13 protein-coding genes and 1 tRNA gene are annotated in these 13300 nt (G+C 51.2%); 7 read left to right on the top strand and 7 right to left on the bottom strand.

The window, feature by feature from the left end:
• Positions 1 to 1290 carry a serine--tRNA ligase gene (gene serS, locus ABNT34_RS12490; protein ID WP_348732106.1) on the top strand — a complete coding sequence of 430 codons (1290 nt, stop codon included), beginning with the start codon at positions 1 to 3 and terminating at the stop codon, positions 1288 to 1290.
• A gap of 56 nt (positions 1291 to 1346) precedes the next feature.
• Positions 1347 to 1553, top strand: coding sequence for a hypothetical protein (locus tag ABNT34_RS12485; protein ID WP_348732104.1), 207 nt, complete (start codon positions 1347 to 1349; stop codon positions 1551 to 1553).
• 43 nt (positions 1554 to 1596) lie between these two features.
• Here ABNT34_RS12485 and ABNT34_RS12480 read toward each other — a convergent pair whose 3' ends face one another.
• The 5 genes from ABNT34_RS12480 to ABNT34_RS12460 all read right to left on the bottom strand — a co-directional run bounded on the left by ABNT34_RS12480 (position 1597) and on the right by ABNT34_RS12460 (position 3604).
• Complete coding sequence (locus ABNT34_RS12480) at positions 1597 to 1932, bottom strand: TusE/DsrC/DsvC family sulfur relay protein (protein WP_348732103.1); 336 nt, start codon at positions 1930 to 1932, stop codon at positions 1597 to 1599.
• The gene (locus tag ABNT34_RS12475; protein ID WP_348732101.1) at positions 1920 to 2177 is read right to left on the bottom strand and encodes a DsrH/TusB family sulfur metabolism protein; all 258 of its coding nucleotides are present in this window, start codon (positions 2175 to 2177) and stop codon (positions 1920 to 1922) included. The genes ABNT34_RS12480 and ABNT34_RS12475 overlap by 13 nt, the downstream gene beginning before the upstream one ends.
• Positions 2178 to 2528, bottom strand: a complete 351-nt coding sequence (locus ABNT34_RS12470) for a DsrE family protein (protein WP_348732099.1) — start codon at positions 2526 to 2528, stop codon at positions 2178 to 2180.
• Positions 2528 to 2863: a DsrE family protein gene (locus tag ABNT34_RS12465; protein WP_348732097.1), complete on the bottom strand. Its 336-nt coding sequence runs from the start codon at positions 2861 to 2863 to the stop codon at positions 2528 to 2530. Before ABNT34_RS12465 ends, ABNT34_RS12470 begins: the two co-directional genes overlap by 1 nt.
• Before the next feature lie 75 nt (positions 2864 to 2938).
• Positions 2939 to 3604 (bottom strand): Bax inhibitor-1/YccA family protein, encoded by a 666-nt coding sequence (locus ABNT34_RS12460; RefSeq protein ID WP_348732095.1) that lies wholly within the window; start codon positions 3602 to 3604, stop codon positions 2939 to 2941.
• A gap of 214 nt (positions 3605 to 3818) precedes the next feature.
• Between ABNT34_RS12460 and ABNT34_RS12455 the strand changes: the two genes are divergently transcribed.
• A tRNA-Ser gene (locus ABNT34_RS12455) sits at positions 3819 to 3909 on the top strand.
• Positions 3910 to 4062: 153 nt separating this feature from the next.
• Here the strand turns inward: ABNT34_RS12455 and sppA are convergent.
• Complete coding sequence (sppA, locus tag ABNT34_RS12450) at positions 4063 to 5940, bottom strand: signal peptide peptidase SppA (RefSeq protein ID WP_348732093.1); 1878 nt, start codon at positions 5938 to 5940, stop codon at positions 4063 to 4065.
• 183 nt (positions 5941 to 6123) lie between these two features.
• Here sppA and ABNT34_RS12445 point away from each other — a divergent pair, with 183 nt between their 5' ends.
• The 4 genes from ABNT34_RS12445 to ABNT34_RS12430 all read left to right on the top strand — a co-directional run bounded on the left by ABNT34_RS12445 (position 6124) and on the right by ABNT34_RS12430 (position 11840).
• Positions 6124 to 8142 (top strand): NADPH-dependent 2,4-dienoyl-CoA reductase, encoded by a 2019-nt coding sequence (locus tag ABNT34_RS12445; protein ID WP_348732091.1) that lies wholly within the window; start codon positions 6124 to 6126, stop codon positions 8140 to 8142.
• Between the two features lie 360 nt (positions 8143 to 8502).
• The gene (gene glgC / locus ABNT34_RS12440; protein WP_348732089.1) at positions 8503 to 9735 is read left to right on the top strand and encodes a glucose-1-phosphate adenylyltransferase; all 1233 of its coding nucleotides are present in this window, start codon (positions 8503 to 8505) and stop codon (positions 9733 to 9735) included.
• 9 nt (positions 9736 to 9744) lie between these two features.
• Positions 9745 to 11157, top strand: a complete 1413-nt coding sequence (locus ABNT34_RS12435) for a glycogen synthase (protein ID WP_348732087.1) — start codon at positions 9745 to 9747, stop codon at positions 11155 to 11157.
• 122 nt (positions 11158 to 11279) lie between these two features.
• Positions 11280 to 11840 (top strand): NAD(P)H nitroreductase, encoded by a 561-nt coding sequence (locus ABNT34_RS12430; RefSeq protein ID WP_348732086.1) that lies wholly within the window; start codon positions 11280 to 11282, stop codon positions 11838 to 11840.
• Positions 11841 to 11894: 54 nt separating this feature from the next.
• On the opposite strand, the gene asnS is transcribed toward ABNT34_RS12430, so the two are convergent.
• A complete protein-coding gene (asnS, locus tag ABNT34_RS12425; RefSeq protein ID WP_348732084.1) occupies positions 11895 to 13295 on the bottom strand; it encodes an asparagine--tRNA ligase in 1401 nt (466 codons plus the stop codon).
• Between the last annotated feature and the right edge of the window lie 5 nt (positions 13296 to 13300).

Raw genomic sequence — 13300 nt, 5'->3', positions numbered from 1 at the left:
ATGTTAGATAGCAAATATTTACGCGCCGAACTGGCGGAAACAGCGGCCCGTCAGGCCACCCGGGGTTTTGTGCTGGATGTGGCAAAGATCAGCGCACTGGAAGAACAGCGCCGCGAACTGCAAGTGGCGACACAAGAATTACAAAATCAGCGCAACAGCAAATCCAAAGCCATTGGCCAGGCCAAAGCGCGTGGTGAAGATATTGCGCCGTTATTGGCTGAAGTGGATGGTTTAGGGGCAGAACTCGACAGAGCGAAAATTCAGCTGGATGCCGTGCTGGCCGAACTGGACGGTATTGCAGCGACAATTCCGAATTTACCGGATTTATCAGTGCCGGTAGGCAAAGACGAAACCGGCAATGTCGAAGTCCGTCGGGTTGGTACGCCGGCGTTGTATAGCTTCGATGTCAAAGACCACGTCGCGCTTGGCGAAGCATTAGATAAAGGCCTCGATTTTGAAAGCGCAGTGAAAATTGCCGGCTCACGTTTTGTGGTGATGAAAGGTCAAATTGCCCGACTGCATCGTGCATTGACCCAGTTTATGCTGGATTTACACACAGAGCAGCACGGCTATACCGAAATGTATGTGCCTTATCTGGTCAACAAAGATTCATTGTATGGCACAGGTCAACTGCCAAAATTCGGTGCAGATTTGTTCCACACGCAGCCGGCGACTGAAGAAGGCGTCGGCATGAGCCTGATCCCAACGGCAGAAGTGCCGGTGACCAATCTGGCGCGTGACCGGATTTATGAACTTTCAGAACTGCCGGTGAAAATGACAGCGCACACGCCGTGTTTTCGCAGTGAAGCCGGTTCTTATGGCCGCGATACCCGAGGTCTTATTCGTCAGCATCAGTTTGATAAAGTTGAGCTGGTACAGCTGGTACATCCGTCACAGTCGATGGCTGCATTGGAAGAACTGACCGGTCATGCTGAAAAAGTCCTGCAGCTGTTAGGTTTACCATACCGGGTGATGTTGTTATGTACCGGTGATATGGGTTTCGGTTCGTGCAAAACCTATGATTTAGAAGTCTGGTTACCGGCGCAAAATACCTATCGGGAAATTTCCTCATGCAGCAACATGGGCGATTTCCAGTCGCGCCGGATGCAAGCGCGGTTCCGCCCGGAAGAGGGTAAAAAACCTGAATTGCTGCATACGCTTAATGGCTCAGGGTTAGCAGTCGGCCGCACTTTAGTCGCCATTCTGGAGAACTTCCAGCAAGCCGACGGCAGCATCGCTATTCCAGCCGTGTTACAGCCTTATATGGCAGGTAAAACGGTTCTGGCTTAAGCTTCCATCATACCGGCGGCATTGCCGCCGGTATGACTGATCCAAATGAGTATGTTATGACTGCAACACCGCAAAAACCAACGCCAGCTGAACACAGAAATCCAGGCATCACGAAAAAAGTGGCGATAAAACGCACCAGAACCAGCCCGGTAAAGGTATTTTTGCGCACTGTTTATTGGCTGATCACTTTGGCTATTGTCGGCATCGTGCTTTACATCAGCTTCGAAGCTGGTTGGATGATTTACAAAAACAGCGCGCATTAAAGGGTTATAGCCGCGCTGCGGCAAGCGCCGGAAAACGTTGATGCTATAAGCACTTTGCCGGCTTGGGTAAACCTGCAATACGGGTAGCCTGTTTTGCCGGTCCGTCCGGAAATAGCAAAAACAGAGACTTGCTGTTGCCTTTTTCCGCGCCTAGTTTTTCCGCCATGGCTTTGACCAGAATACGTACTGCCGGCGAGGTGTTGTATTCCTGATAAAACTCGCGGACAAACCAAACGACTTCCCAATGCGCCGCTGTCATGCTGATGTGTTCCTGCCTGGCAAACTCCAACGCCAGAGCTTCGCTCCAAAGCGCTAAATCTGCCAGGTAACCATGTTTATCCAGCGGGATATGCGAAAACTCTGCGCTTAGTCCGGACATGCAATCACCTGTGACGCCAGCAGGGTCAGTTCCACCCATTCTTCATCGCTTAATATTGAGACTGACTCCGGGCAAGCAACATCACGTTGCTGTAAATCTTGTTGCAGCACGCTGACCTGACAAGGCCAGTTTTGTGTACGCAATAACAAATACACCGCATCGCGGCGCAGCAACAGCCTGTCATCCGGCTGAACCAGCGTGAGCAGAGATGGCAAGCTTGCCTGATGGATTTGAAATAATCGCATTTAAATCACCAACACAAAGTCTGCCTGATCCAGCAGAGCGCGTTGACCAGCCTCATCCAGCACTTCAACTGCCAGACGCAACGCATCGGCTGATAGCTGAAATTCAGCCATCGCCTGCTGACAGACGGCAACTAATGTAATGTCATAAAGCGCAAACAGTTTTTGCGTGACGGTAAAATCTTTGACTACCAGCGGTTGAGCCAGTGGCAAAAGTTGCGTAACTGCAGCGCCCCTGTACAGCAGCGTGACCTGATGGTCAGTGGCAGCCAGCGCGAGCGCAAGGTCCTGCGCTTCGCGCGCGGCACTGCCAACCCAGGCGCTGTGTTGCTGAATAATGACACAGCGGCGCATCAGAATTGCACCAGTTTGTCGGCGTTAGCCAGACGCATACCAAATTCGGCGAGACCTGCCAGAGTAAAGCCGGGGCGGGCCCGCAGCAGGCCACGTTTTTCTGCTGCTGTTGCGCAATATAATAAAGGGATATTTTGCATACTGGCAAAGTCGCAAAAACGTCCGGCCAGATCTGCTTCGTCGGACGGTAAATCAATCTCCGGACAAATCACCTGCACGGCTTGCTGATAAAAAAAGATATGGTCAATCTGATGACCGAGTGCGATAGCCGCAGTGACAAAACGCTGCACGTCGTCAAGCACCGGACTGGCATAGCAGTCTGATTGGATGTACAAAACAAAATTGGCCATAGACTTAAAAAAAATGCCCCAACGAGTGGGGCATTTTAGAGGAAATGGACCGGCTTGTCGTTAGTCGTCGCTGCCGAAAACACCTAACAGCTGCAGTAAGGCCGTGAACAGGTTAAAAATATTCAGATAAAGACCGACAGTGGCGCGGATATAGTTGGTTTCGCCGCCATGAATGATGCGGCTGGTATCAAACAGGATAAAACCAGACATGATCAGCACAATAACTGCATTTATAGCCAGATGCAGCGCCGGTACCTGAAAGAAGATATTCGCAATCATGGCAACAAACGCCAGGATTAAACCAACAAACAAAAAATTACCCATAAATGAGAAATCTTTTTTACTGGTCAGGGTATAAGCCGACAAACTGAAGAAAATCAGCGCAGTAGCGCCAAATGCCTGCATGATAAGTTCCGGGCCATTTGGCAGGGCGGCATAGCGGTTCAGCATAGGACCAATCGACGCGCCCATCACGGCGGTGAATAAAAACACCCAGCCGATACCTGAAGCTTTATCTGCGGTTTTCATCACAACAAATACCAGCACTAAAGCGAGTATCGACAAACCGAGGCCAGCCATGGCACTCAGTTCCAACGCCATCGAAATGCCAGCTGCTACAGCGCTGCCGGTCAGCGTCATCGCCAACAGCAGATAAGTGTTACGCAGAACTTTATTGACCGCAGCACTGTCGTGGCTGGTCAGGGCCTGTGATTGTTGATATTGCATAGACTCTCCTTGGTTACCAATGGACTATACCGAATCGTTGCCAGCGACGCTATGACTAAAAAGACCACTGGGACTGAAAATAATTCCCGGTGACTACTGCTTTTGCTAAAAAACCGCCAGACTGAACAAAAAACATTCTTTCAGTCAATTCAAGATGTTAATTGATAAAAAAGTGCTTTGAATTTTTTAGTGTCTTGATTAATATAAGCGCCACGGAGAGATGGCAGAGTGGTTTAATGCACCGGTCTTGAAAACCGGCGAGGGTTAGTAGCCCTTCAAGAGTTCGAATCTCTTTCTCTCCGCCAAATTACAGAAAACCCCGCTTTTAAGCGGGGTTTTTGCTTTTAGGACATCGCCAAAAAAGCTCTGGGTACCACGTACCTGCATTTGCGGCGTACCGTCCATCCCTGGACATAAAAAAAGCCGGTGTGAACCGGCTTCTTGTATCAACAGCGTTGTTATTGCACCTGACAGGCGAAACAGACCGAATACAGACCATTCGGATCATTAAACTGGCTTAATACCGACAGTTCCTGATTCAGTTGTTTCATCAGCTTTTGCACCGGTGTCTGGCTGACCGATTGCTCGGGCAATAAACCAAAGGCTTTAGCGCTGCCAAACAGTTGGGCTAACAGTTTTTCCTGCTCTGTGAGCTCCTGTTCAATTACCTGCACATCAAAATGTTTCAGGCTGGCTTTTTCTGCTGCCGCTGCGATGGCATCTTCCATCGTGCCTAACTTATCCACCAGACCTAATTCCAGGGCTTTCTGACCGGTCCAGACCCGGCCCTGGCCGATTTTATCGACCTGAGCCTTGTCGATATTACGGGTCGTGCTGACGTGCGTAATGAATTCGTCATAGCCATTTTCAATACTGCGTTGCAGCAGTTTTTCCGCATCACCTGATAAACCTTTAAACAGTGGCAGGCCAGAGGAGAAGCCAGCCAGCTCAGTAGTACCAACGCCATCGACATTCAGGCCAATCGTTGACATCGCATTTTCAGCGGTATGGAACAGCGCAAAAATACCGATTGAACCAGTGATAGTGGTAGGTGCGGCAAAAATCTGATCGGCAGGGGCGGCTATCCAATAGCCGCCCGAGGCAGCCACAGCGCCCATCGACGCAATCACCGGTTTGCCCGCTGCCTTTAACAGCCGGATCTCCTGCGCTATTTGTTCTGAAGCAAAAGCACTGCCGCCACCGCTGTCAATGCGCAGCACTACAGCTTTGATTTTCTCGTCATATCGAGCGTTACGCAGCAGTTTTGCTGTACTTTCGCCACCGATCATGCCGGCTTTGACGTTACCATCAACGATAGTGCCGCGCGCAATAATCAGACCGACTTTGTCAGTCATCGGATTGTTAACTGGGAAAGGCGGGATCACCAGACTGGCGTAATCGTCGTAATGCACCTGATTAAAAGTGTGATGCTCTTTGTCTTCACCAACCAGTGCAATAATGTCCTGACGGAACTCTTCACGGGTTTTGATGCTATCGACCAGTTTGGCGTCTAAAGCATATTGCGTCATGTCACCATTGGCGGCGTTAATGCGCTCGTACAGGCGGGCAAAAGTTTCGTCAAAGTTATCGGGCGCAAAACCACGGCGCTCTGCCACTTGTTGTTTGTAATTTTGCCACAGTTCCTGCAACCAGGCGCTGTTGGCTTCTTTGGCTTCCGGCGACATATCATTTCGGGTAAATGGCTCTACCGCCGATTTGTAGGTGCCTACTTTAAATACATGCGTAGAAATTTGCAGTTTTTCCAGCGCTGCCTTGTAGTACATCGGATAAGAGCCATAACCTTCTAAAATCACCGCGCCCATTGGATTTAAATTGATACTGTCGGCGTAACTGGCGAGGAAATACTGGTTTTGACTGTAATAAGCACCAGTGGCAAAAATCTTTTTCCCCGCAGCTTTAAAGCGCTCCAGCGCCGCGCCGACGGTCTGCAATTTATCCAGTGAACCGCTGCCAAGATCTGACAAGGTCAGCACCATGACTTTAACCCGTTCATCTTTCGTCGCTTCATCAATGACTTTCACTAAATCACGGACCAGCACCTCAGGCTGTTCTTCTTCGGAACCGGTGGATTCACTGATGGCTTTTTCCACCGGGTCAACCCAGCGTTTTTCTTCGACCAGATCGCCTTTGAGGTTCAAAACCAGCGCAGTTGAAGGCTCGACCTGGACGGATTCCTCCTCACTGAAAAGCACCGCGATAAAACCAATAAACAGCACGGCAAATACAAAATTTAATACAAAATTGCGGATAAACCGGAACCCATGCCACACGGATTGCAGCAAACGACGGATAAAACCAGGTTTTTGCTCAGACATTCAACTAACCTTCGATACATTTACAGTTATGGCTAAGATACCCAATTCAGCAGCGGGGTTCGACGGCAATTTGTAAGAAAATGTGTGTCAGTGACGCGCTCGCGCGGGACATCGGTGCTTGTCAGCAACAGAAAAAGCAGCTACATTCGGCAATATTCAACAGGTATGACCAGAGGGGCCAAAGTGTCTTATCCACATTTATTAGCAGCGCTAGACTTGGGGTTCACCCAGCTGAAGAACCGGGTGATTATGGGCAGCATGCACACCGGCCTTGAGGAAGAAAAAGACGGCTTTAACAAACTGGCAGCTTTTTATGCTGAGCGCGCCAAAGGTGGCGTTGGCCTCATCATCACCGGCGGCATCAGCCCTAACTTACGTGGTTCGCTGGTGCCTTTTGGCAGTCAGCTCAGCTGGTTCTGGCAGACCGGCAAACATCGGTTACTGACCGAAGCTGTACACCCGTATGGCGCCAAAATCTGTTTGCAGCTGCTGCATGCCGGCCGCTACGGCTACCATCCGCTCAATCAGGCACCGAGTGCCATCCAATCACCGATCACGCCGTTTAAACCTGCAGCAATGTCCGGCCGCCAGGTCCGCAGCACAATCAAAGATTTCGCCCATTCGGCGGCTTTGGCGAAAAAAGCCGGTTACGACGGCGTTGAGATTATGGGTTCTGAAGGCTATCTGATTAATCAGTTTATCTGTCAGCGCACCAATCAACGGCAAGATGAATGGGGCGGCAGCTTTACCAACCGCTGCCGGCTGGCTTTGGAAACTATCCGCGCGGTGCGCGCCAAATGCGGTGCCGACTTTATTATTATTTACCGCCTGTCGATGCTGGATTTAGTCGAAGACGGCAACAGTTACGATGAAGTGGTCGAGCTGGCCAAAGCGGTACAGGATGCTGGCGCTACCTTAATCAATACCGGCATCGGCTGGCACGAAGCCCGGGTGCCGACCATTGGCACTATGGTACCGCGCGCAGCGTTTCGCTGGATCACAGCACAAATTAAACAGCAGGTCGGCATTCCGGTGGTGGCCACAAACCGGATTAACACGCCGGAAGTCGGTGAAGACATCCTCGCCAAAGGCGAAGCAGATTTGATTTGTATGGCAAGGCCATTTCTGGCCGATCCGGAATTTGTCAACAAAGCAGCTGCAGGTCATGCTGAACTCATCAACACCTGCATCGCCTGTAATCAGGCTTGTCTGGACCATATTTTCCAGAAAAAACGCGCGACTTGTCTGGTGAATCCGCGGGCTTGTTATGAAACTGAACTGAATTTCAGTGCAGCTGCAACACCAAAGAAAATTGCTGTGGTCGGTGCCGGGCCGGCCGGCCTTGCGTTTTCAGTCTATGCCTCACAACGCGGCCATCAGGTTACCTTGTTTGATAAGGACGACAAAATTGGTGGCCAGTTTAATTACGCCAAGCAAGTGCCGGGTAAAGAAGAGTTCCATGAAACCCTGCGGTATTTTGCCGAGATGCTGAAGCGTCATGCCGTACGGCTGGAGCTGAACAGCCCGCAAACTGCCGATAGCCTCAAAGCCGGTGGTTTTGACGAAATCGTCATTGCCAGTGGCATAGTGCCACGAGCACTGCAACTGCCGGGCGCCGACCACCCGAAAGTGCTGAGTTACCTCAATGTATTGCGGGACCATCAACCGGTTGGGCAAAAAGTCGCCGTCATCGGCGCAGGTGGCATTGGCTTTGATGTCGCGGAATATCTGACAGAGCCGCATTCGCTGACCTTACAGCCGGATCTGTGGTTACAGGACTGGGGCATTGATAAATCTTTTGCAAAGCGCGGTGCTTTGTTACCGGCGGAAATCAGTCCGGCATCACCACGTAAAATTTATCTGCTGCAGCGTAAAACCAGCAAAGTCGGCGCTGGCCTTGGTAAAACCACCGGTTGGATCCACCGCAGTTCACTGAAGAAAAAAGGTGTCGACATGTTAGCCGGTGTGCAATATCTGCGGGTTGATGATGAAGGTCTGTGGATTGAAGTGGACGGCCAGCAGCGTTGCCTCGATGTTGACCATGTGGTGATCTGCGCCGGTCAGGAAAGCCAACGCAGTCTGCATGATGAATTGACCTGCATGGGCGTAACCAGCCATCTGATCGGCGGCGCCTCAGTTGCAGCAGAGCTTGATGCTAAACGCGCGATCCGGCAGGGGGCTGAACTCGCTGCACGGATTTAACGCCTGTAGTGATTCATTCTCATATCTCAGGCAACAACAGGCCGAAGCGCTCGTGCTTGTTGTTGCCCGCCCTGAAAACAATTTTTTCAGATTTCACTTGCTCCAAAGCAGATTCCCACGTTTAGTAGCTGTCATACGGATGCAACACGCCAAATTGGTGCAAGCTACAGACTTTGCACCAAAATAATGCGAGTTGTCATACTGTTGCCATCGGACCGCCATAAATTGGTCCGGACGCCGCAGTGGTATATCCCGAGCACAGCGGGATTTATCGGCGTAACTGCCAATCATGGTATTGGCCTTGCTTAGTTGATTCAGCAACAGCAAGCGCAGTTTGTCGAAATCTACAGGGAGTCTGATATGTCAGGTGTGTTAACGATGATTCTGGCCGGTGGTGAGGGGACGCGTTTAGCGCCGCTGACCGGTATCCGTGCCAAACCCGCAGTACCTTTTGGTGGCAATTACCGGATTATTGATTTTGTGCTGAACAATTTCGTTAATTCAGATTTGCTGCAGATTTTTGTCATTACCCAATTTAAATCGCACTCCCTGATGAAACATTTAAGCCGGGCCTGGCGGGTGACCGGTTTAACCAGCCGGTTTATCGACCCGATCCCGGCGCAGATGCAAACCGGTAAACACTGGTATCTGGGCACTGCCGACGCCGTGTATCAGAATTTGCATTTAATCTCAGGCTTGGACCCAGAGCATGTTTGTGTGTTTGGCGGCGACCATATCTACAAAATGGACGTGCGTCAGATGCTGGAATTCCACCGTCAGCACAATGCCAAACTGACAGTCGCCGCTATTCCGGTGCCTGTCGCTGATGCGCACGAATTTGGCATTATCGAGGTCGACGCCGATGGCCGGATGATTGGCTTTGAAGAAAAACCAAAATCCAATCCAAAAACCATTCCGGGCCGGCCGGATTATGTGCTTGCGTCGATGGGCAACTACATCTTTGAAGCTAAAACTTTGGTTGAAGTACTGGAAGAAGATGCGGCGCAAGTTGATTCCAAACACGATTTTGGCCATAACATCATTCCCAAATTGTTCCCAGGCGGCGATGTTTACGTGTACGACTTCTCCAGTAACCGTATTCGCGGTGAAAAAGAAGAAGTCCGTGGTTACTGGCGTGATGTCGGCACTATCGATTCGTACTATGAAGCCAATATGGATTTGATTTCGGTGGTACCGCCGATTGACCTCTACAACAAATACTGGCCAATGCGCAGTTATACACCGCCAGTGCCGCCGGCGAAGTTTGTGCACGATGAAGCCAACCGCACTGGTCAAGCGATCAGTTCAATGGTGGCGGCGGGCTGTATCGTCAGTGGCGCTATCGTCTATCACTCCATCCTTGGTTACAACGTGCACGTACACAGCCATGCTTATGTTGAAAAGAGTGTGCTGATGGGTAATAACGACATCGGACGGGGCTGTCGTATTCGCCGCGCTATTATCGACAAAGACGTCAAGATTGCGCCCGGCACTGTGATCGGCGAAGATCCGGTATTAGACAAACAACGCTTCCATGTATCTCCGGATGGCGTGGTGGTGATCCCGAAAGGGGCTATGGTCGGGTTTGATTAAGGAGTTGGCATGCGTTTGGCGTTTATCTGCAGTGAATTTGAAGGTTTGCTGAAAACTGGTGGTTTAGCCGATGCAACCCGCGGTCTGGCCAAGGCCCTGCAGCAGGCCGGCCATTCAGTGCAGATAATCATGCCACGTTATGGCGCTTTGTACGGGGTCAGCTGCACGCCAGAGTGGCAGTCGCTATATTTTAACCTTGGCAGTCAGAGCTATGGTTGTGCCGTCCGGCATACAGTGGTCGATGATATTCCGGTGGCGCTGATTGAACATCACCAGTTTTTTCAGCGGCCACGGCCTTATGATGATGGCGAACAACCTTATCCGGACAATCTCGAACGTTTTGCTATGTTTTGCAAAGCTGCGCTGGAGTATCTGGCGCAGAAAACCGACCCCATTGATATTGTGCACGGCCATGACTGGCAAAGTGCGCTGGCCAGTTGTTACCTCAAAGAGATGCGCCATGGCCCGCTGGCAAACAGTAAGTTTGTATTGACGGTGCACAACGCCGCTTATCAACAAGGCTTTGGCCGGCATGAACTGAGCTTGCTGGGCCTTGCGCACTGGCAGCTGCCGGCCGAATTGCCAACTACTTTGCTGGCGCTTGGTTTGTGGCAGGCCGACGCGGTCAACACGGTAAGCCCGGGTTATCGCGACGAATTGTTGTCTGAACCGGCTGCCAATGGTTTGTCGGCGCTGTATCAGCAAAAACAACTATATTTTCGCGGCATCTTAAATGGCTGCGATTATAGCCGCTGGGACCCGGCCACCGATCTCAGTCTGTTTTCCCGTTACGATGCCAGCGATTTGGCCGGTAAAAAGCTGTGTAAAGCAGAACTGCGCAGGCAAGCCCAGTTGCCGGACAGCACGGCACCACTGTTTGTCAGTGTCAGCCGGGTCACTGGTCAAAAAGGTTTTAGTCTGCTAATTCCGGCGTTACAGCGCTTTTTATCCGACACTGCCGTGCAGGTGGTGGTGATGGGGACCGGTGAGCAGCAATTTATCCAGCCGCTACGCCAGCTGGAACAGCAGTTTCCGCAGCAGTTTCGGTTGCTGGAAGGTTTTGATGAACCGCTGTCACATCAGGTTGAAGCAGCCGGTGATTTTTTCCTGATGCCGAGTTTGTTTGAACCTTGTGGCCTGAATCAGATTTACAGTTTGCGCTACGGTACCGTGCCAGTGGTACGCGCCACCGGTGGCCTGAAAGACACTGTAGTTGGTTTTCCGGCGCGGGGTGCAACCGGTATCGTGTTTACTGAGCCAAGTGCCGACGCGCTTTATGACGCCTTACAGCAGGCCTTGGCGCTTTATCAGAACAAACGCAGTTATCGCAGTGTGCAACAACGCGGCATGGCCCAGGTATTTGACTGGCAACAGGCCAGCATCGCTTATCAGGACTTTTATCAAAGTACGCTTGGCGTTTAATTTGCTGAAAAATAACGGTTTTAGCCTGAATTTAACGCATTCAGCTGTGGCAGGGGCAAATCATGTTGTCGTTTGAAGCTGAAGTTTGCTAGCCTTAGCGGGACTTTCTTAAGGGTTTATTTATGGACGCCATTACCTTATTAACTACCCGCTATTCCTCTTCCCGCCTGACCGAGCCGGCGCCACAAGGCGAAGCCTTACAGCTGATTAAACAAGCCGCATTGCGGGTACCGGACCACGGTGGCCTGCGGCCCTGGCGTTTTGTCGTGTTTATTGGAAAACAGGCCCTGGCAAAACTCGGTGATATTTTTGCTGAGGCAGCGCTGGAAGAAGATCCGGCCATTGCCAACGATTTATTAGAACGCGCCCGCCAATTGCCGTTGCGCGCACCAATGGTGATTGCTTGTATCGCCAAATGCCGCGAGCATCATAAAGTGCCGGTGGCAGAGCAGGTACAGTCCGCAGCCTGTGCTGTGATGGCGATGCAACAAGCCGCATTTGCCTTAGGTTTTGGTGGCATCTGGCGCACTGGTGCTTACACCCAATACGAATTTGTCCGTCAGGCACTGGGCCTTACCGAAGACGATGAAATTGTTGGTTATCTCTATCTCGGTACTTGTGCCTCAGAGGCGCCGCAACGGCCGGTGCTGGAAGTCAGTGAGTTTTTCAGCGACTATCAATAAATAACACCAATAAAAAAAACCGCCGGATGGCGGTTTTTTTTATTGCGGCAGAGCTTAGAACTCAGCGTTGCCCGGTGTGCGCGGGAATGCAATCACATCCCGTACGTTACCGACGCCGGTGACATAAGAAACTAAACGTTCAAAGCCGAGGCCAAAACCGGCGTGTGGCACAGTGCCATAACGGCGCAGGTCGCGGTACCAGCTGTAATCTTCTTTATTCAGCCCCATGGCATCCATCCGCGCGTCTAACTGCTCCAGGCGCTCTTCACGCTGGCTGCCGCCGATGATTTCGCCGATGCCTGGTGCCAAAATATCCATCGCCGCCACGGTTTTACCGTCTTCGTTCATCCGCATATAAAATGCTTTGATGTCTTTTGGATAGTTCTGCAGGATCACTGGCGCACCGACGTGGACTTCGGCGAGGTAACGCTCGTGTTCAGATTGTAAATCCACACCCCATTCCACGGCATATTCGAACTTTTTGCCACAGTTTTGCAGGATAGTAATGGCATCGGTGTAGTCCATCCGCACAAAACTGGATTCAACGATTTGTTGCAGGCGGCTGATGGCTTTGTCGTCAACGCGTTCAGCGAAAAACGCCATGTCATCCGCCCGTTCAGCCAATACGGCTTTGAATACGTACTTCAGCATGTCTTCTGCAAGCTGCGCCACGTCTTTGAGTTCAGCAAAAGCCACTTCTGGCTCAATCATCCAGAACTCTGCTAAATGGCGTGTGGTGTTGGAGTTTTCAGCACGGAACGTCGGGCCAAAGGTATAAACGTTGGACAGGGCACAAGCGTAGGTTTCAACGTTCAGCTGACCAGAAACGGTCAGGAAAGTCTCTTTACCGAAAAAGTCTTGTTTGTAGTCGATATGGCCTTTGTCATCGCGCGGCAGATTTTCTAAATCCAGAGTGCTGACGCGGAACATCTCACCGGCGCCTTCAGCATCGGCGCCTGTGATGATTGGCGTGCTGATCCAGTAAAAACCACGCTCGTGGAAAAAACGGTGGATGGCTTGCGCCAGACAATGCCGTACACGGGTAATAGCGCCGACCATATTGGTGCGGGCGCGTAAATGCGCCTGTTCACGCAGATATTCCATACTGTGGCGTTTTGGCGCCATCGGGTAAGTATCCGGATTTTCCACCCAGCCCAGCACTTCAACCTGAGTGGCCTGAATTTCATAAGACTGACCCTGACCTTCAGATTTCACCACGGTGCCGGTGACAATCACAGAGCAGGCAGTCGTCAGACGCTTAATCTCAGTTTCATAATTATTCAGATCAGCCGGAGCGACGGCTTGCAGTGCTTCGAAACAGCTGCCGTCGTGTACGGCGAGGAAAGAAATACCGGCTTTGGAATCACGACGGGTCCGGATCCAACCTTTGACGGTAATAGTGGCACCGGCAGCATACTGGCCGGCAAGTACGTCTTTAATCACTGCATGCGTCATGCATC

The organism is Rheinheimera texasensis (genome assembly GCF_964031785.1).
GTDB classification, from domain to species: Bacteria; Pseudomonadota; Gammaproteobacteria; order Enterobacterales; family Alteromonadaceae; genus Pararheinheimera; species Pararheinheimera texasensis_A.
Note: the sequence above shows the minus strand (reverse complement) of the source record. Positions and strands in the feature narration are given on the sequence as shown.

Bases quoted from the DNA above. Each gene is read 5' to 3' on its own strand.
- ABNT34_RS12460 (WP_348732095.1), bottom strand. From the start codon at position 3,604: ATGCAATATCAACAATCACAGGCCCTGACCAGCCACGACAGTGCTGCG.
- ABNT34_RS12470 (WP_348732099.1), bottom strand. From the start codon at position 2,528: ATGCGCCGCTGTGTCATTATTCAGCAACACAGCGCCTGGGTTGGCAGT.
- sppA (WP_348732093.1), bottom strand. From the start codon at position 5,940: ATGTCTGAGCAAAAACCTGGTTTTATCCGTCGTTTGCTGCAATCCGTG.
- glgC (WP_348732089.1), top strand. From the start codon at position 8,503: ATGTCAGGTGTGTTAACGATGATTCTGGCCGGTGGTGAGGGGACGCGT.
- ABNT34_RS12430 (WP_348732086.1), top strand. From the start codon at position 11,280: ATGGACGCCATTACCTTATTAACTACCCGCTATTCCTCTTCCCGCCTG.
- ABNT34_RS12485 (WP_348732104.1), top strand. From the start codon at position 1,347: ATGACTGCAACACCGCAAAAACCAACGCCAGCTGAACACAGAAATCCA.
- ABNT34_RS12435 (WP_348732087.1), top strand. From the start codon at position 9,745: ATGCGTTTGGCGTTTATCTGCAGTGAATTTGAAGGTTTGCTGAAAACT.
- ABNT34_RS12480 (WP_348732103.1), bottom strand. From the start codon at position 1,932: ATGTCCGGACTAAGCGCAGAGTTTTCGCATATCCCGCTGGATAAACAT.
- asnS (WP_348732084.1), bottom strand. From the start codon at position 13,295: ATGACGCATGCAGTGATTAAAGACGTACTTGCCGGCCAGTATGCTGCC.
- ABNT34_RS12475 (WP_348732101.1), bottom strand. From the start codon at position 2,177: ATGCGATTATTTCAAATCCATCAGGCAAGCTTGCCATCTCTGCTCACG.
- serS (WP_348732106.1), top strand. From the start codon at position 1: ATGTTAGATAGCAAATATTTACGCGCCGAACTGGCGGAAACAGCGGCC.